The following is a 16,010-nucleotide window of genomic DNA, read 5'->3' on the forward strand; positions in this document are numbered from 1 at the left end:
TGTGTTCCATGATCCGAGCCCTACCCGTCAGCGGCAAGGCCGTGGCGGGGGACGCGACGATCTGAGTACGACCTGAGTACGTGCGCTCATGCCCACCGGCGTGACCTGGCCCACACTCCACGGTATGACTAACATTCCGCCCCCGGCCGAGGAGTTGCGCATCCTCGACCACGAGCTGGGGCAACTGGACCTCCGAAGGAACCAGTTGCTGGCCCGCCGGGCGTGGCTGCTCAATGTGCTGCAGTCGGCCGGCGCCCAAGCAGCCCGGTCCCGGGCCCAGTCCGCGTCCCCGGCCGGGGTCCCGGCCGGCTGGGCGCCACCGCCCGCGCCCCTCCCCCGCCCCCGACAGCCGGAGGCCACGGCCCCCGGCGTGCAGAACGTGCTGCTCGTGCTCGGCGGCATCCTGCTGACCGTCGCGGCGATCGCGTTCACGCTGGTGAGCTGGGGCGACATGGGCATCGCCGGGCGGGCGGCCGTCCTCGGCGCGGTCACCGCGGCCGCGCTCGCCGCGCCCGTGACACTGCTGAAGCGCGGGCTGCGCTCGACGGCGGAGGCGGTGGCGAGCCTCGGCCTCGCGCTGACCGTGCTCGACGCCTACGCGCTGCACGAGGCCGCGCTGCCCGGGGTGGACGGCACCGGCTACGCGGCCGCCGCCTCGGCACTCCTGGCCGCGCTGTGGACGGCGTACGGCCGTGTCCTCGGTGAACTGCGGCTGCCGCTCCCGTCGGCCGTGGCGTCGGCTCAACTCCCCTTGCTGCTCTGGACGGTGGCGGCCGGCGCGAGCGATGACACGATCACGCTGGCGACGCTGGTGACGGCCGCGCTCGACGCGGCCTTGGCGCTGACGGTGTCCGCCTCCTCCGTACGTACCGTCGCCGCCGTCTGCGCGTACGGGACCGGCGCCTGGAGCACCCTGGTGGCCGGTCTGCTCCTGTGGGATGCCCACGGTCCGAGCGCCGTCGCCCGTGCGGCGGCGCTCCTCGCCCTCGCCGCGGCGATCCCGCTGGGGGCCGCGTGGCGCGCCCCCGAGGCGCGGGCCGCCCTGGGCCTGGCGTCGGCCGGCGGTCTGATCGCCGTCGCCACGGCGGGCGGCGTGCTGTCCCCGGTCCTGTCCGAGGCATGGACGGTCGTGGCCTGCCTGGCCTGCGGCATCGCGCTGTCGGCCGTGCCCGGCACCTGGCTGCCCGCGACCGTGGGCCGCGGCCTGTGGTGGTCGTCCGTGACGGTGCAGGCCCTCGCGCTGACCTGGGCCCTGCCCGTCGTCGCGCTGTCCCTGCTGGGTCCGGCCGACTGGGCGGCACGCGCCTGGTCCGGTGCGCCCGCGGACGCCCGTGACGCGGTGACGGTCTCCGCGACCTGGCCGTCCGGCACGCAGACCGCTCCGCTGGTACTGGCGGCGGTCGCGGTGGTCCTGGCCCTGGCGTTCCGGCGGAGCCCGCACCGGCCCCTCGCGCTGAGCGGGACGCTGGCCCTGGCCTGGGCGACAGCCCAGATCCTGCCGCCGACGGTGGAACTCCCCTACCCGGCCGCCCTGTCGGCGCTGGGCGCGACGACGGTGGCGGTACTGGCGGCAGCGGCGTACGCACCGGACGCGCGTGCGGATGCCGACGCGAAGGCCGACGTCCCGGCGCCGGCCGGCCGGCTCTCCCCCGTGACCGTGACCGCGCTCTGCCTCGCGCTCATCGGCTCGCTCCACCTCGTGGCCCTCTCCCTGGCCGCGGAAACCGCGACGCTCACCGTCCTCGGCGGTCTCACGGCACTGTTCGCGGCGGCGGCCCTCTGGCAGAGGCTGGAGAGCGTCCGGCCGGTCGCGGCGGCCGTCTCCCTCGCGTACGCCATGGCGCTCGCCTGCGCCACGGGCGCCTCCCTCGGCTGGCAGCCGCACCACATCGCGCTGCTCGTCCTGGTGGTGCCGGCCACGGCCGCGCTGCTGGCGCCCCGGCTCGGTGACGCCACGCTGCGGGCGTCCGTCGAGATCGCCGGAGCCGTCGCGGGGCTGCTCGCGATCGGCCTCGCCGCCACCGAACCGCCCACGCTCGCCCTCGTACTGGCCCTGTGCGGCGTCATCGCCGCGGGCGTCGCGGTTCGCCCGGACCGCAGGCAGGTCGGCTACGCGGCGACCGCGCTGTTCGTACTGGCCGCCTGGGTCCGGCTGGCGGCGTGGGAGACCGGCGCCCCGGAGGCGTACACGCTGCCGGTGACCGTGCCCGCGCTGATCGTCGGACACCTCCGCAGGAGCCGTGATGCCGAGGCCTCGTCCTGGACCGCGTACGGCCCCGGCCTCTCGGTGACCCTCGTGCCGAGCCTGCTGGCGGTGTGGGGCGACCCGCACTGGCTGCGCCCCCTGCTGCTGGGCGCCGCGGCACTCACCATCACCCTCCTGGGCGTACGCCACCGCCTGCGGGCCCCGCTCGTCCTGGGCGGCGGCACCCTGATCGTGGTCGCACTCCACGAACTGGCCCCCTACATCGCCCAGGCGGTGGGCGCACTCCCCCGCTGGGTGGCCCCGGCCCTGGCGGGCCTGCTCCTCCTGGCCCTGGGCGCCACCTACGAACAACGCCTACGGGACGCCCGCCGAGTGAAGGACGCCCTGTCCAAACTCCGCTGACCCCCGCCCGCTCCTTGCGGGGCCCCGTGACGACGGCCCCGCAAGGAGCGCGGGGAACTGCGCGCCCGGCCACAGCGAACCCGCGGCTTCACCACCGTCCCCGATCGAGGCCGCCTCGCAGGGCACCTCCAAGGGGCGCGGGGAACTGCGCGCCCGGCCAGGACGGACCCGCCGCTTCACAACGCCCCCAAGGAGCCCGGGAAACGGCGGGGCCCGCTCGACGGCCCCGCGGCAACACCCCGCACCCAGCGGAGCGTCACGGCATGCGGTCGCCGATCAGGGCCAGATTCTGGATGGCCGCCAACCCGTACAACGCCGTCGTGTTGGTGGACACCCACGAGGCCTCGCTCCCGGCGACCAGCCCGACCGGCCCCTCCACCTTCTTCGTCGACCAGTCCGTCGACTCCTTGTAGTCCCACGTGTCGGCACTGTCGTAGAACTGCCGCCACGCCCGCGCGGCCAGCGCGTCGTCGCCCGACTCCACCGCGGCGTACGCGTCCTGCCGCGAGTGCCCCTGGAACAGCAGCAGCGTCCCGAAGTCGGACCCGTAACGCGCCGCCTGCTCGGCCTTCGTCGCGTTGAAGTAACGGCAGTAGTCGAGCCACGCCTCCTTGAACTCCGGCATGTCGATCTGGCCGATCAGCTCGGCGTTCAGCTCGACCAGGCCGAACATCGCCGAGAGGTGCGACACCCCCACCACGGCCGTGTCCGCGACAGCGAACTTCCCGGTGTCCAGGTCGTACAGGGCGCTGCCCTGGACGAACCCGTTGGGCTGGGCGGCGATGGTCTCCATCGTCGACAGGATCCGCGCCTTCGCCTTCTCCCACTTGGGCCCGCGCCGCTCCCACTCGGTGAGCCACGCGGACACGAGCCCGCTCCAGTCGGTGCCGAAGCCGATCGAGAGCGCGTTACGGTCCGGCTCGTACGGCTCGGTGCGGATCTTGCGGATCGGGTCGAGCACGAGGAACGTCTCGTCGGAGTCGACGTTGGCGTGCATGAGGTCGCCGACGCGTTCGTCCCCCGTGAGGAAGTAGTAGTAGCGGCGGTAGGTGGTGTTCGCGATGCGCTGCTGCTTGGCGCTGTCGGCGTAGTGCTGCACGCCGTGCCGGGTGCCGAGGCCCGCCCACTCGCCCAGGTGGTAGACGTCGACCTCGCCGGTGTGCCGGGTCATGGCCTCCGCGAAGCGGAAGATGTCGGCGCGGCCCGAACGCATGTAGGCGAACCAGAGCCACAGGTCGGGCGAGAGCTCGGAGTTGTCCCAGGCGTAGCCGCCCACGTCGTAGCACCACTGGTGCCGGCTCGGGTCGTACGTGTGCATGATGTCGCCGTAGTCCCAGAAGCCGTACCAACGACGCATCTCCACCTGGTCCTTGTAGTACGTGAAGAGGAAGTCGAGGTGGTCCTCGATCTTCGCCTTGGCGGTGGTGGAGCGGTCCGGTTCGGCGAACAGCCCGCCGAACACGCCCGCCTCGATGAGCTGCCGGGGCGGGGCGGCGAGCTGCGCCGGAGTGCGTACGGCGGCCACCTGCTTCGCCATCGCCTCGGCGCTCGGTGTCGACTCGTGGGCCCAGAAGAGGAGTTCGCTGGTGCGGGCGATGCCGTACGGCGTGCCGAACCCGGGCTCGTAGTCCTCGTAGGTGATGTTGAGGCCTTCGAGCTGTTCGGGGTAGGTGTCCTGGCCCATGCCGTCGTGGTAGAAGCGCAGGTCCATGGGTTGCGACTCGGGCGACCAGAGCCACAGGGTGACCTCGGCCTCGTCGGTCTGGGCGTCGCGGATGTCGAGCTGGGCGGGGAACTTCTCCCAGAAGTCCCGCAGCCCGAAGGCGAGTCCACCGCTCGCGCCGCCCACGTACCCGAAGCCGCTCGCCCGCCGGCCGCCGCCCGCGCCGATCCAGCCGTGCCCCTTCTTCGTCCGCTTGCGGACCGTGAAGCCGTCGGCGGAGAGCTGCGAGAGGGTGTAGTCGCCCCACTCGGGGATGTACTGGAGCCGGGTGGTCACCCGCTGGTCCCAGGTCGACGGGTCGGGCAGCCTCTCGCCCGCGAACTGAGCCGTCCGCACGGCCGCCCCCGGGTCCCGCCGCAGTCCGGTGACGCCCTTCACCGCCTCGCGCAGCAGCCCGGTCCCCTCCCCGCCGATCCGGATGTGCCGGTCGTACGCGGCGTCACGCATCGGCACCGTGAACCGGACGCCGATACCGCGGATGAAGTCGCCGCCGGCCTTGCCGGGCTCCTGCGTGCCGTCGAACGTGATGGTGTGCACCATGCGGAAGGACTCGGCACCGGCGTAGAAGTAGAGCCGGACCGAGAAGGGCAGCCAACTCCGGTTGTCCTTGCGGTGCTTGCCGTCGACGCGGACGACGGCGCGGACCGGTCCGTCCTGCTCGACCTCGGCCTCGGCGATCACGCTCTCGAACCGCTCGTACTTCTCGGTGCCCTGGTCGCCGTCCTCGATCTCGGGCTGGCGCAGCAGTACGAGACGGCCGTCCTTGGCGATCTCGGTCGAGCCACGGGTGACGGACTTGACGAGGCTGGAGCCGCTCCTGCCGACCCGCACGGCGACGACGCCGGTCGATACGGTGATGGCGCCGCCGCTCCTGGCGACGGTCACCTTCTTCGCCGGCGCGGCGGGCGATCCGGCGTCCAGGGTAAGCTTCCCGCTTCCCGCGCCGGGGCCGACCGCGTGCGCGGTCCACTTCAGGGAGCCGTCCGGCCAGTAGCCGATCGGCCACGACTGGACGGGCACCTCCTTTCCGTCGGCGTCGGCCAGCGCGAACGTCTGGTCCTTCGCGTACGCGCCCTTCGGCCAGGGCACGCCCACGGTCGAACCGGGCGCCTCGCCGAGGCCGCCGTCCTCCAGCCAGTCCAGAGTCACCGGGTCCGCGTCGGCGGCCTCGGCTCTCGGGGCGGCCTGCGCGTCCTTCGCGCCCAGGGCCCAGCTGAACTGTGCGGCGGCTCCGGCGACGGCGGCCGCCTTGAGGAGGGACCTGCGAGGGATGGGGGACATGGCCTTTCCTTTCCTTACGGGGGCGGGAAGTCAGGGGCATGACAGGTGCAGATGCAGAGGCAGATGTACGGGCATGGGTACGCGTGCGGTGCGGTGCGGGCGCATGGCGGAGCGAGGTACCGCGCCGGGGCGCCCACCTCGTTCGCACGCGGCGGCCGGTCAGCGGTGGCGGTGCCTGCCGCGCTCCTCCACGGCGAGCGCCGCCGCCGCGACGGCCCCCAGGACGGGGATCGCGAGCGGCGGCACGAACCAGGCGGACACGGCCACGACGGCCAGCCCGCCGACCAGCAGGAAGGATCCGGCGGGGTCGAGGACGGTACGGCGTCCGGCGGCGCCGAGCAGCACGCGCCAGGAGGCGCCGGGCGCCCAGACCGCCGCCGCCCGCAGCCCGGCGACGGCCAGCCCGATCAGCGCGAAGATGCCCACCGCCCCGACGAACGGGCCCCCGGGGATCCCGGCGCGTACCGCCTGGACGTCCACCCACACGGCGAGGGCCGCGGCCCAGCCGGCGAGTCCGGCGATCCACCCGCCGCGCACGGCCGAACGGAAGTCCGCGACGAACTCCCGCCACCCGCCCGCCTCATGGCCCGTACGCCGTCGAAGGTGCCGGGACCCGGCGGCGAACGCGGCGGGGTAGGTGACCACGGGCAGCGAGGCCACCGCGATCCACACCCCGGTGAGCAGACACTCGGCGAAGAGCCCGAACCGCTCCGCGAGGGCGGACTCCCGCCCGGCGGCAGCGGCCTTGCGGGGCTTCGTGCGCGTCTGGGTCATGACCGGCTCAGCCCTTCAGACCGGAGGTCGCCATACCGTCGATCAGGTAGCGCTGGAAGGCGAGGAAGAAGGCCAGCACGGGCAGCAGCGCCACCAGCGACATGGCGATCATGCCGCCGTAGTTGGCCACGCCCTCCTGGTCACGGAACATCATCATGCCGAGGGAGACGGTGTACTTTCCGGGCTCGTTGAGATAGATCAGCGGGCCCATGAAGTCGTTCCAGGCGTTGATGAACGTGAAGATCGCGCTGGTGATGAGAGCCGGTCGGCACAGCGGCAGCACGATCGACCAGTAGATCCGCAGATGCCCGCAGCCGTCGAGCCGCGCCGCCTCGTCCAGTTCCCTGGGCAGGTTCCGCATGAACTGCACCATGAGGAAGACGAAGAACGCCTCGGTGGCCAGGTATTTGCCGATCAGGAGCGGCACATACGTATTGATCAGTTCCATCTTCTGGAACATCACGTACTGCGGGATGAGCAGGACGTGATACGGCAGCAGCAGCGTGCCGATCATCAGCGAGAACATCAGGTTGCGCCCGGCGAACCGGATGCGGGCGAAGGCGTACGCCGTCAGCGAGCAGGAGACGAGGATGCCGACGACCGAGCCGAGCGCGTAGAAGAGGGAGTTCTGGAAGAACGTGGCGATCGAGATGTCCGCGATGCCGTCGGCGAGCCCCTTGAAGTTCTGCAGGATCGGGCTGGTCGGGAAGAGCTCCAGACTGCCGATGATCTCCCGGCTGGGCTTGAACGAGGCGCCGATGACCCAGATGACGGGATAGAGGACGACGGCGAGCACGAGCAGGGCGCCGATGTGCCAGCCGAGTGATCCGCCGCGCCCGCGTCCGAGCACCAGAGACCTGCGCGGAGGAGCGGTGGTCGTGCCGGTGGTGCCGACGGTGGTGCCGGTGGTGCTCATCGGGAGGCCTCCTCGTAGTGCACCCATCGCTTCTGGGACCAGAAGAGGACCGCCGTCACCAGCGCCACGGCGAGCAGCAGCATCCAGGCCATCGCGGAGGCGAAGCCCATCTGGGCCTCCTTGAAGCCCTTCTGGTACAGGTAACAGGTGTAGACGAGCGTGGCGTCGGCCGGCCCGCACGTGGCGTTGGAGACGACATACGCCGAACCGAAGATCTGGAACGAGTGGATGGTCTCCAGCAGCACGTTGAAGAACAGCACCGGGGAAATCATCGGCAGGGTGATGCTCCAGAACCTCTTGAACGGACCCGCGCCGTCCACCTCGGCCGCCTCGTACAGCTCCCTCGGCACCTGCTTCAGCCCGGCGAGGAAGATGACCATGGGAGCCCCGAACTGCCAGACGGTGAGTGCCACCAGGCTGTAGAGCACCCAGTCCGGGTTACCGACCCAGCCACCGACGTCGAGGCCGAAGAACGACTGCGTACGGTCCACGGCGGCGTCGTCGGAGAACAGCGCGCGCCACACGAACCCGATGGACACGCTCGCGCCGATCAGCGACGGGGCGTAGAACGCGGCCCGGTAGAAGGCCTGCCCGCGCCTGCTCTGCGCGAGCAGCAGGGCGACGCCCAGCGCGAGCAGCAGCTTCAGCGGCGTGCCGATGATGACGTACTTCGCCGTCACCTCCACCGACTTCTGCCACCGGGGATCGTCGAGCATCCTGGTGAAGTTGTCGAAGCCGATCCACTTCGGGGAGTCGAAGAGGTTGTAGTCGGTGAACGCGAAGTAGAGGGACGCAGCCATCGGGCCCGCGGTCAGCAGCAGGAAGCCCGCGATCCACGGGGACATGAAGAGGTAGCCGGCGAGGTTCTCCCGGCGGCCCCGCCGCTTGAGGGCGGCGGGGGGACCGGGACGCTTCTCCGGGGCATCCGGCGGAGAGTCCTTGATGAGCGTCGTCACTGCTGTTCCCATCAGGCGGCGAGGGCGGTCTTCGCCTCGGAGAAGAACTGCTTGACCGCGTCGGAGACCTTGGTCTTGCCCGTCGACATGTCGGCACCGATGCGCAGGAACGCGGCTTCCACGGTGTCGGCGCCTGCCGGGTGCGGCGTGATCGTCCCGAGCAGTCCGGCCGCGGCGACGTCCTCCTCGTACTGCGCGATCTCCTGGTTGGGAGCGTCGGCCGGCTTGTACGCGGCGAACTGCTCCGTGGTGGAGAGGATCCCCCGGTCGTAGCCCATGATCTTGCCGACCTCGGGGTCGTGCACCATGAAGTCGATGAACTGGGCGACTTCCTTGGGGTGCTTGGTCCGCGCGAAGCCGCTCAGCATGAGCGAGCCGAGGTACTGGCCCGTCTCCTTGCCGTCGGTCGTCGGGATCGGCGCCAGCCCGTAGGTGCTGTCGCCCTCCGTGGTGTAGCGCACGGTGAAGTTGTCCCAGGTGAACTCGGACGCGCCGTCACCGGAGGCCAGCGCGGACTTGGGCTTGAGCTGCTCGACCTTCTTCGGGTCGGTGACGATCCCGGCCTTCACGCGGTTGTAGCCGTCCTGCCACCACTCCGTCAGATCGGCTTCGTCGAAGCCGAGTCCGTCCTCGGTGAAGAACGCCTTGCCGTTCTGCCGAAGATAGAGGTCGTAGAGGTACATGATCGAGAAGTAGCCGGTGTCCCCCGCCACCTTCTGGGTGTCGTGGATCTTCTTGAGCGCCGCGAAGTACTCGTCCCAGGTCCAGCCCTGCTCGGGCTTGACGCCGGCCTTTTCGAAGACCTTCTCGTCGATGACGAGCGACATGGTGTTGGAGCCGACGGGTATTCCGAGCAGCTTTCCGTCGACCTCGCCGACCTTCTCCACCCCGGAGCGGAAGTTCTTGAGGCTCAGATTTCCCGCGTCCACTTGCGACTTGAGGTCGAGCAGAACGCTTCTCTTGTCGTACTTCCGGAGAAACGCGACCGCGTTCTGGAATACGTCCGGTGGATTCCCGCCCGCCGCCTGGGTCTGGAACTTCTCCCAAAAGGCCACGTAATCCTGGAAGTCCGTCTTCACCTTGATCTTCGGGTACTTCTTCTCGAAGAGCTTGATGGACTGATTGATGCGCTTGGCCCGCTCCTCCGCACCCCACCAGGCAAAGCGGATTTCGACCGTCCCGTCGCCCGACCCACCGCTGTCGCCCCCGCATCCGGTCGTCGCGGCCAGCCCCACCGTCGCCAGTGACGCACCGGCCGCCTTGAGGACCGTCCGCCTCTCAACACTCCCGTTTTTACCCACAGTCGGGCCTCCCCGCGACGTCGCCGTCCGCTGCCGTGAATCGTTTCAAGTAAGCGCTTGCTGGCACAAGGTACGGAGGCCCTAAGCGGGCGTCAATGATTCGGACAGGAATTGATGTGAAGCACGTCGCCCACGCGACAGAGTGAACCGGGGCGAATTGACCGGGGAGTTGGACGACTGCGCAGGTAGTGCGGGGTGGGTCGGCCGGTCGAACGGAAATATGAACGGCGGTAGTTGAACAGAGGAGGGCCGAAAGCAGGGGGTGGCGGCGAGAGGCGGGGCATCAGGACGGACCCTGAATCACGGCCCGCGGAGCGCGAACGGCGGTGCGGGGCGGAGACGCGGAGGCGCAGAGGTGCCGGGGGGGGAAGAGGCGCGGGGACAGAGGCGCGGGCCGGAAGTCCGGGCGAGGGGCCGATGGCGACGGGCCCAGCAGGACGCCGGGAGCCCGCTCGCGCAGACCGCAGACCGCAGACCGCCTACGATCGCGGTCGCGGTGCCGGTCCCGCCGTACAGAACGACGACAGGCGGCCCAGGTCCACAGAACTCGTGGACCCGAACCGCCTGTCGGCAACGTGGGCGATACTGGGATCGAACCAGTGACCTCTTCGGTGTGAACGAAGCGCTCTCCCGCTGAGCTAATCGCCCGGGCGCATGAGGAAGATTACCCCATGTCAGAGGGTGGTTCCGACCGCCCCGGGAGCGGCCGGGCGGGCGCGGGGCACCGTCGCTACTCCTTGATGTTCCACGGCATCTCCATGCCGAACTTCCACAGGTACACCCCGACCAGCACCGCGATGATCACCAGCCCGATCGTCGTCAGGATGATGTTGCGGCGGCGGACCTTCGGGTCCAGAGCCTTCTGTGTCGCCTCGGTGACTTTGCGTTTCGTCCAGCGCAGCACCAGCTGCGCCCAGACGAACTCGGTCGCCCAGATCGCCATGCCGCCGAAGATCACCAGCCAGCCCGGACCGGGCAGGGGCAGCATGATCACACCGGCCACGACGACCGCGAGACCCACCACGAAGACGCCCACCTGCCAGCTCAGATGCAGCACGCGGCGCGCCTTGATGAATTGCGGCGCACGGGACCCGAGCTCCGGCTCGCTCTTCGTTTCGTCGGCCGCCATCGCGACCTCCCCCGTTCCGTCACTCCCCGTATTCATACGGCCAAACCCTACCGGACGGAAACCGGTCACCGGAATGGGCGTACTACGCGAACGGACACTCGGCCGGATGAGGTACCTAAAGACACGCAAAACACTCAGAGGGGTTTACAACGGCACCGTAGGTGGCATGTCGATTTCGCCGACGTGCGAATCCCCGAGCGCACACTGAGCGAAAGGCCCTGGCGCTTATGAACACCACGGTCAGCTGCGAGCTGCACCTGCGCCTCGTTGTGTCGAGCGAGTCCTCTCTGCCTGTCCCCGCAGGCCTGCGGTACGACACGGCCGATCCCTACGCCGTGCACGCCACCTTCCACACCGGAGCCGAGGAGACTGTCGAGTGGGTGTTCGCCCGCGACCTTCTCGCCGAGGGCCTGCACCGGCCCACCGGTACCGGCGACGTCCGAGTCTGGCCGTCCCGCAGCCACGGTCAGGGCGTCGTCTGCATCGCCCTGAGCTCTCCGGAGGGCGAGGCACTGCTCGAGGCCCCGGCGCGGGCCCTGGAGTCGTTCCTGAAGCGAACCGACGCCGCCGTGCCCCCTGGCACGGAACACCGGCACTTCGACCTCGATACGGAGCTCTCACACATCCTGGCCGAAAGCTAGGACGAGACTCCGCACCAAGCCGCCCGGCGCCGTCCACTCGGGGTGACGGCTCGGGCTCAGACAACCGCATATGGATCACACAGGCGCCGTCCCCGCGGAACCCCGCGGAGGCGGCGCCTGTGCGTGCGCACGAGGGGACGGCGCGGCGCCGCCCCCTCCCCCTCCCCCTCCCCCAGCCACCGGGGGCGCGCGGCAGAGGCCGGGCACACCCCGGAACAGCACATCAGTGACACACACACGGGAACACCGGCGATCGCTTGCTCGACTCACGCAGCGACTACCGCGCGACTCACGAGCCCGTGGGGCTCCCGCACAGCTCACGAGCCGGGCTCACGAGCTCGTCAGCCCGCGCCGCCCCCGCCGGCCCCACCACCCCCGCTCCTCCCTCCGCCTTCACTCCGCGTAGGCGACGTCAGCCCCCGCCGCCGGGGAGCCGCTAGCATCGGCCAGCATCGGCGGGCGTTCGCCCGACCCGGCAGGCAGGGAGCGAAACGTGCTGATCACCCACGACACCCGGTGCGCACTCGACACCGTGGTCGATCTGGTGAACACCGCACCGGAGGACGACACCGCGGACGGACTCGCCGATCTGGCGACGCTGCTCGATTTCGTACGAAACCACAACATGAGCGACGTCGGGACGCTGTCCGAGCTCGATCTCTCGGCGGTGCGCCGCATCCGGGGGCGCTTCGCCGCCGTCTTCGCCGCTCCCGACGCCCGCGCCGCAGCCACGCTCATCAACGAGCTGGTCGCCGCCGCGGGCACCACGCCTCGCCTCACGGACCACGACAGCTACGACTGGCACGTGCACTACTTCGCGCCCGGCGCGTCCGTCGCCGACCACCTCGCCGCGGACTGCGGGATGGCACTGGCCTTCTTCGTGGTGGCGGGTGAACAGGAGCGGCTGCGCCGCTGTGAGGCACCGGACTGCCGACGCGCCTTCGTCGACCTCTCCCGCAACCGCTCCCGCCGCTACTGCGACAGTCGCACCTGCGGAAACCGCCTCCATGTGGCCGCCTATCGGGCACGGCGCAAGGAAGCTGCCGGCTGACGGAGTCCTCGGCGGGTGGCGCCAGGGACTCCGCGTACGGCTCAGAGCAGCAGCAGATCGTGCAGCGACGCCATGAGCAGCAGACAGCCGATCACCGCAAGGAAGATCATCAGCGGCGGCTGGGAAAGCGCGAAGAGACAACCTCGCCGCTCCTCGGGAGGAGCTGCGGTGTCGCTCTGGGTTGTGTCCAGCATCTCGCGGCGATGATGACTCAGCCGAGACTCCGGACGCGATCAACACGCCCGAATTATGGGGGAGTTCGCCGGAATCCGTGACACAGCGTTCCACGATCTGGGATAGAGACCCTCGCCGGGGCCGATGGCATGTCCAACCGGCTCGCCGATGGATTCGAAATCCCGCTTCGGACAGTCGCCACAAGCCGCGCTCACCACAAGCCGCGTTTTGTCATGATCCCCGCGTGCCGGCAGCACGCGGGCCTCATATCCCGTGCTTCTTCAGGATGGCCTCGATGTCGCTGAAGTCGTCCGCCGACTCGGCCTTGCGGGGCTTGGCCGCGGGGCGGGCCGCGGGGCGTCCGACCGCCGGGCCCAGCGAGGGTGCCGATGCCGCCGGGGCCACCGCCTCGCGCTGTGCGGTCCTGGCCGCCCTTCGCTCCTTGCGGGTCCCGCCGGTACGCCGCTCCACGGTGCGCGTGGTCATGAACAGCAGCCAGGCCGCCCCCAGCACACCGAAGCCGGCCCAGGCCGTCGGGCTGAAGGCGGTGTCGACCGCCCACTCGACGGCACCCGTCATCACCAGACCAAGCGGGACCAGTGAGTACGCGGCGAGGCGAGCCGCCGTGAGGAAACGCTTGCGGTACGCGGTGACCGCGGCGATGCCCAGGCCTGCCGCGGCGACAGCGGAACAGACGGTCTCGGCAATCATCCGGTCCTCCAGGCATGGCGAGCGAGTTCGGGCAGGGGTACTTCGTCCCTTCCATCCTGCACCGTCGCATGCCCGGTATGCCATGGTCCGGGGAGACCTCAGGGACATCTCCGGGTCGCGTCCTCCTGAGGTGCCGGTCCCGACCGGCCCGGACCGGCCCGGACCAGGCCGAAGCCAGGCCGAAGCCAGGTCGAGCCAGGTCACCCCGAGGACCCGACCGGACCGGGTCAGCCGGAGGTCCCGGTTGGGCGGCCCGTCCCCCGGCTGGGAGACTGGCCCCATGAGCGACTCCTCCCCCGCCCGCCCCGCGGCCCCCGTCCTGGACATCTGGTGCGAGCTCCAGTGCCCGGACTGCCGAAGCGCCCTCGACGACCTGCGCGCGCTGCGTGCCCGCTACGGCGACCGCCTGGAGCTGCGGCTGAGGCACTTCCCGCTGGAGAAGCACAAGCACGCGTTCGCCGCGGCACAGGCCGCCGAGGAGGCCGCGGAACAGGGCAAGGCCTGGCCGTACGTCGAGGCGGTGCTGGAGCGCGTACAGGAGCTGGACCGCGAGGGGGAGGCGCTCCTCCTGGACGTGGCCCGCGACCTCGGCCTGGACGCCGAGGAGTTCGACACGGCTCTCATCGACGGCCGGCACATCCTGATCGTGGACGCCGACGAGGCCGAGGGCAGGGCCATCGGGGTCACCGGGACCCCGACGTACGTCATCGACGGTGAGCGTCTCGACGGCGGCAAGAGCCAGGAGGGCCTGCGCGAGCGCGTCGAGAAGATCGTGGACCGGTTGCTGGCCGGCCAGGAGGCCTGACGGCGGCCGCACCGACCGCGGCGACCGCAGCGACCGCAGCGACCGCAGCGACCGCACAAGGTCGGATCCCCTTCTACTACCGCAGGTCCTTGTAGAAGTGGTGCGCGGTCGTCTCGTAGCCGAGTGCCTCGTAGAGCCGCTCGGCCGGGGTGTTGCCGGCGAAGACGTTCAGGCGGACACCGGTGCGTCCGGCGGCGATCGCCCGTATCTCCGCCAGGAGCATCAGCGAACGGCCGTGCCCCCGGCCCCGGTACCTCTCGTCGGCCTCGACCATGTACACGAACGTCCAGTCCTCGCGGGATCCCAGCCACAGGGAGCCCACCGGGATCCCCTCGTGCTCCAGGACACCGAAGTCCATGCCCGCGCTGCCGAGTCCGGCCGGCAGCGAAGCGGCATGGTCCTTGTCGGCCTTCGCGCGGGCCTCGGCCTCGGGCACTCCCCGGGTGATCCACTCCTGCGCGTAGCTCTCCTTGGCCCGCGCGATCCAGGACCCGAACTCGGCCTCCGTCATGGCACGCCCGACGCTCCCTGCGGGCAGTTCGGGCGCGGTGCCGTGGAGCGGCTTCTCCATGGCGCGGTTGCGTGCCACGTAACCGAGAGCGGTCACCAGGCGCAGGGCCGTCGCCGCGCCGGCCGGGACCGACACCTCGATCCGTCGGCAGCCCCAGCCGCGCGCCACCTCCTCGGCGGCGAGCGCGGCCACGGTGCCCCGGCCGCGGCCGCGGTCCGGCTCCTCGACGCTCAGTTCACGGATCTGGCCCACGGACGGCCCGAAGGCGGGATCCGTGGCGAGGTGTATCGCGCCCACGGGACGGCTGTTCACGCACACCGCGTAGCGGCGTGACAGCGCGCCGTCGGCGTCGCGCTGAAGCGGCTCGGTCGGCCGCAGGGTGGTGGTCATCAGGGATGTTGTACCCGCCCGGACGGACTCACGCTCCCGATTTCGACCGACGGCCGACGCCGGACGAAGCCGACGCCCGCCGAACCCAAGGGGCCGACGCCCGACGGGAACCCGACGACCGCCGAACCCGATGACCGCCGATCCCGACGACCGTAGGACCCGACAAGCACCCCTCCGGACGGACCCGGCAGGCGCGACCCCCGGCCGTCTCAGGGATCGAGGTCGTCCCCCGCACGCTCGTCGAAGATCCGCATCGCCTTCGCGGTCACCGGGCCCGGCGCGCCGGGCAGTTCACGGCTGTCGACCCGGTGCACGGCCTGCACGTCACGCAGCGTCGAGGTCAGGAAGACCTCGTCGGCCCGCTCCAGGACGTCCAGCGGCAGGTCGGTCTCCTTGGCGCCCGTCCATTCGACGGCGAGGGCGCGGGTGATGCCGGCGAGGCACCCGGAGGCGACGGGCGGGGTGTGGATCTCGCCGTCGAGGACGACGAAGACATTGGAGCCCGTGCCCTCGCACAGCTGCCCGACCGTGTTCGCGAACAGCGCCTCGGACCCGCCCTGTTCGCGCGCACGGGCGAGGGCGACGACGTTCTCCGCGTACGACGTGGTCTTCAGGCCCGTCAGCGCGCCGCGTTCGTTGCGGGTCCAGGGGACGGTGATCACCGCGGTGGAGTCGGGGCGGCGGCCGGACTCCGCCAGGGCCACCACCAGGGTCGGCCCGTGCTCACCACGGTCCGAGCCGAGCGGCCCATGCCCTCCGGTGTACGTGATCCGCAGCCGGCCGAGCGGCATCGGGTTGGCGTCCAGGACGGCCGCGCAGGCAGCGCGCACCTCCTCGCGGTCGGGCTCGGGCAGTCCGAGACCGCTCGCCGAGCGCGCCAGCCGGTCGAGGTGACGGGTGAGCGCGAACGGCCGCCCCTCGACCGCCTTCACGGTCTCGAAAATGCCGTCGCCCACGGTCAGCCCGTGGTCGAAGACGGAGACACGGGCCGACTCGCTGTCCTGCAGCCCGCCGTCGAGCCAGATCTTCACTGAATCTC

General features: G+C 70.8%; 14 protein-coding genes and 1 tRNA gene. 4 read left to right on the forward strand and 11 right to left on the reverse strand.

All coding sequences use genetic code 11. The features are described from left to right. The first annotated feature begins 124 nt into the window (after positions 1–124). Positions 125–2,608, forward strand: coding sequence for an SCO7613 C-terminal domain-containing membrane protein (locus tag ACLVWQ_RS33620; protein ID WP_414113023.1), 2,484 nt, complete (start codon positions 125–127; stop codon positions 2,606–2,608). 256 nt (positions 2,609–2,864) lie between these two features. Here ACLVWQ_RS33620 and ACLVWQ_RS33625 read toward each other — a convergent pair whose 3' ends face one another. The 7 genes from ACLVWQ_RS33625 to ACLVWQ_RS33655 all read right to left on the reverse strand — a co-directional run bounded on the left by ACLVWQ_RS33625 (position 2,865) and on the right by ACLVWQ_RS33655 (position 10,724). Continuing rightward, positions 2,865–5,612: a Tat pathway signal sequence domain protein gene (locus tag ACLVWQ_RS33625; RefSeq protein WP_414113024.1), complete on the reverse strand. Its 2,748-nt coding sequence runs from the start codon at positions 5,610–5,612 to the stop codon at positions 2,865–2,867. A gap of 159 nt (positions 5,613–5,771) precedes the next feature. Continuing rightward, on the reverse strand, positions 5,772–6,386 hold the full coding sequence (locus ACLVWQ_RS33630; protein WP_414113025.1) for a hypothetical protein: 615 nt from the start codon (positions 6,384–6,386) through the stop codon (positions 5,772–5,774). Between the two features lie 7 nt (positions 6,387–6,393). Further along, positions 6,394–7,302, reverse strand: a complete 909-nt coding sequence (locus ACLVWQ_RS33635) for a carbohydrate ABC transporter permease (protein WP_414113026.1) — start codon at positions 7,300–7,302, stop codon at positions 6,394–6,396. Beyond that, a complete protein-coding gene (locus ACLVWQ_RS33640) occupies positions 7,299–8,270 on the reverse strand; it encodes a carbohydrate ABC transporter permease (protein ID WP_414113027.1) in 972 nt (323 codons plus the stop codon). The genes ACLVWQ_RS33635 and ACLVWQ_RS33640 overlap by 4 nt, the downstream gene beginning before the upstream one ends. Then, the gene (locus ACLVWQ_RS33645) at positions 8,270–9,559 is read right to left on the reverse strand and encodes an ABC transporter substrate-binding protein (protein ID WP_414113028.1); all 1,290 of its coding nucleotides are present in this window, start codon (positions 9,557–9,559) and stop codon (positions 8,270–8,272) included. The genes ACLVWQ_RS33640 and ACLVWQ_RS33645 overlap by 1 nt, the downstream gene beginning before the upstream one ends. A 576-nt stretch (positions 9,560–10,135) precedes the next feature. Continuing rightward, positions 10,136–10,207, reverse strand: a tRNA-Val gene (locus tag ACLVWQ_RS33650). An 82-nt stretch (positions 10,208–10,289) separates the two neighbouring features. After that, positions 10,290–10,724, reverse strand: coding sequence for a TIGR02611 family protein (locus ACLVWQ_RS33655; protein WP_414113029.1), 435 nt, complete (start codon positions 10,722–10,724; stop codon positions 10,290–10,292). A 191-nt stretch (positions 10,725–10,915) separates the two neighbouring features. On the opposite strand from ACLVWQ_RS33655, the gene ACLVWQ_RS33660 reads away from it, so the two are divergent. Together ACLVWQ_RS33660 and ACLVWQ_RS33665 are read left to right on the forward strand one after the other, a co-directional pair. After that, positions 10,916–11,329, forward strand: coding sequence for an SsgA family sporulation/cell division regulator (locus ACLVWQ_RS33660; RefSeq protein ID WP_003959770.1), 414 nt, complete (start codon positions 10,916–10,918; stop codon positions 11,327–11,329). 493 nt (positions 11,330–11,822) lie between these two features. Continuing rightward, entirely contained in the window at positions 11,823–12,380 is a 558-nt protein-coding gene (locus tag ACLVWQ_RS33665; protein ID WP_414113030.1) for a CGNR zinc finger domain-containing protein, read from the forward strand. Between the two features lie 41 nt (positions 12,381–12,421). Here ACLVWQ_RS33665 and ACLVWQ_RS33670 read toward each other — a convergent pair whose 3' ends face one another. Further along, positions 12,422–12,574 (reverse strand): hypothetical protein, encoded by a 153-nt coding sequence (locus tag ACLVWQ_RS33670; RefSeq protein ID WP_010988207.1) that lies wholly within the window; start codon positions 12,572–12,574, stop codon positions 12,422–12,424. A gap of 244 nt (positions 12,575–12,818) precedes the next feature. Further along, positions 12,819–13,265, reverse strand: a complete 447-nt coding sequence (locus ACLVWQ_RS33675) for a hypothetical protein (protein ID WP_414113031.1) — start codon at positions 13,263–13,265, stop codon at positions 12,819–12,821. Positions 13,266–13,545: 280 nt separating this feature from the next. On the opposite strand from ACLVWQ_RS33675, the gene ACLVWQ_RS33680 reads away from it, so the two are divergent. Next, a complete protein-coding gene (locus tag ACLVWQ_RS33680) occupies positions 13,546–14,070 on the forward strand; it encodes a DsbA family protein (protein ID WP_414113032.1) in 525 nt (174 codons plus the stop codon). 76 nt (positions 14,071–14,146) lie between these two features. On the opposite strand, the gene ACLVWQ_RS33685 is transcribed toward ACLVWQ_RS33680, so the two are convergent. Next, positions 14,147–14,971 carry a GNAT family N-acetyltransferase gene (locus tag ACLVWQ_RS33685; RefSeq protein WP_414113033.1) on the reverse strand — a complete coding sequence of 275 codons (825 nt, stop codon included), beginning with the start codon at positions 14,969–14,971 and terminating at the stop codon, positions 14,147–14,149. Between the two features lie 209 nt (positions 14,972–15,180). Next, a complete protein-coding gene (locus tag ACLVWQ_RS33690; protein ID WP_414113034.1) occupies positions 15,181–16,002 on the reverse strand; it encodes an aminotransferase class IV in 822 nt (273 codons plus the stop codon). Positions 16,003–16,010: the final 8 nt, after the last annotated feature.

The organism is Streptomyces sp. CWNU-52B, from assembly GCF_047444975.1.
Taxonomy (GTDB): domain Bacteria; phylum Actinomycetota; class Actinomycetes; order Streptomycetales; family Streptomycetaceae; genus Streptomyces.

Excerpts from the sequence above, each read along its gene's own strand:
- ACLVWQ_RS33620 (WP_414113023.1), top strand. The coding sequence starts at position 125 with ATGACTAACATTCCGCCCCCGGCCGAGGAGTTGCGCATCCTCGACCAC.
- ACLVWQ_RS33625 (WP_414113024.1), bottom strand. The coding sequence starts at position 5,612 with ATGTCCCCCATCCCTCGCAGGTCCCTCCTCAAGGCGGCCGCCGTCGCC.
- ACLVWQ_RS33630 (WP_414113025.1), bottom strand. The coding sequence starts at position 6,386 with ATGACCCAGACGCGCACGAAGCCCCGCAAGGCCGCTGCCGCCGGGCGG.
- ACLVWQ_RS33635 (WP_414113026.1), bottom strand. The coding sequence starts at position 7,302 with ATGAGCACCACCGGCACCACCGTCGGCACCACCGGCACGACCACCGCT.
- ACLVWQ_RS33640 (WP_414113027.1), bottom strand. The coding sequence starts at position 8,270 with ATGGGAACAGCAGTGACGACGCTCATCAAGGACTCTCCGCCGGATGCC.
- ACLVWQ_RS33655 (WP_414113029.1), bottom strand. The coding sequence starts at position 10,724 with ATGAATACGGGGAGTGACGGAACGGGGGAGGTCGCGATGGCGGCCGAC.
- ACLVWQ_RS33660 (WP_003959770.1), top strand. The coding sequence starts at position 10,916 with ATGAACACCACGGTCAGCTGCGAGCTGCACCTGCGCCTCGTTGTGTCG.
- ACLVWQ_RS33670 (WP_010988207.1), bottom strand. The coding sequence starts at position 12,574 with ATGCTGGACACAACCCAGAGCGACACCGCAGCTCCTCCCGAGGAGCGG.
- ACLVWQ_RS33675 (WP_414113031.1), bottom strand. The coding sequence starts at position 13,265 with ATGATTGCCGAGACCGTCTGTTCCGCTGTCGCCGCGGCAGGCCTGGGC.
- ACLVWQ_RS33680 (WP_414113032.1), top strand. The coding sequence starts at position 13,546 with ATGAGCGACTCCTCCCCCGCCCGCCCCGCGGCCCCCGTCCTGGACATC.
- ACLVWQ_RS33685 (WP_414113033.1), bottom strand. The coding sequence starts at position 14,971 with ATGACCACCACCCTGCGGCCGACCGAGCCGCTTCAGCGCGACGCCGAC.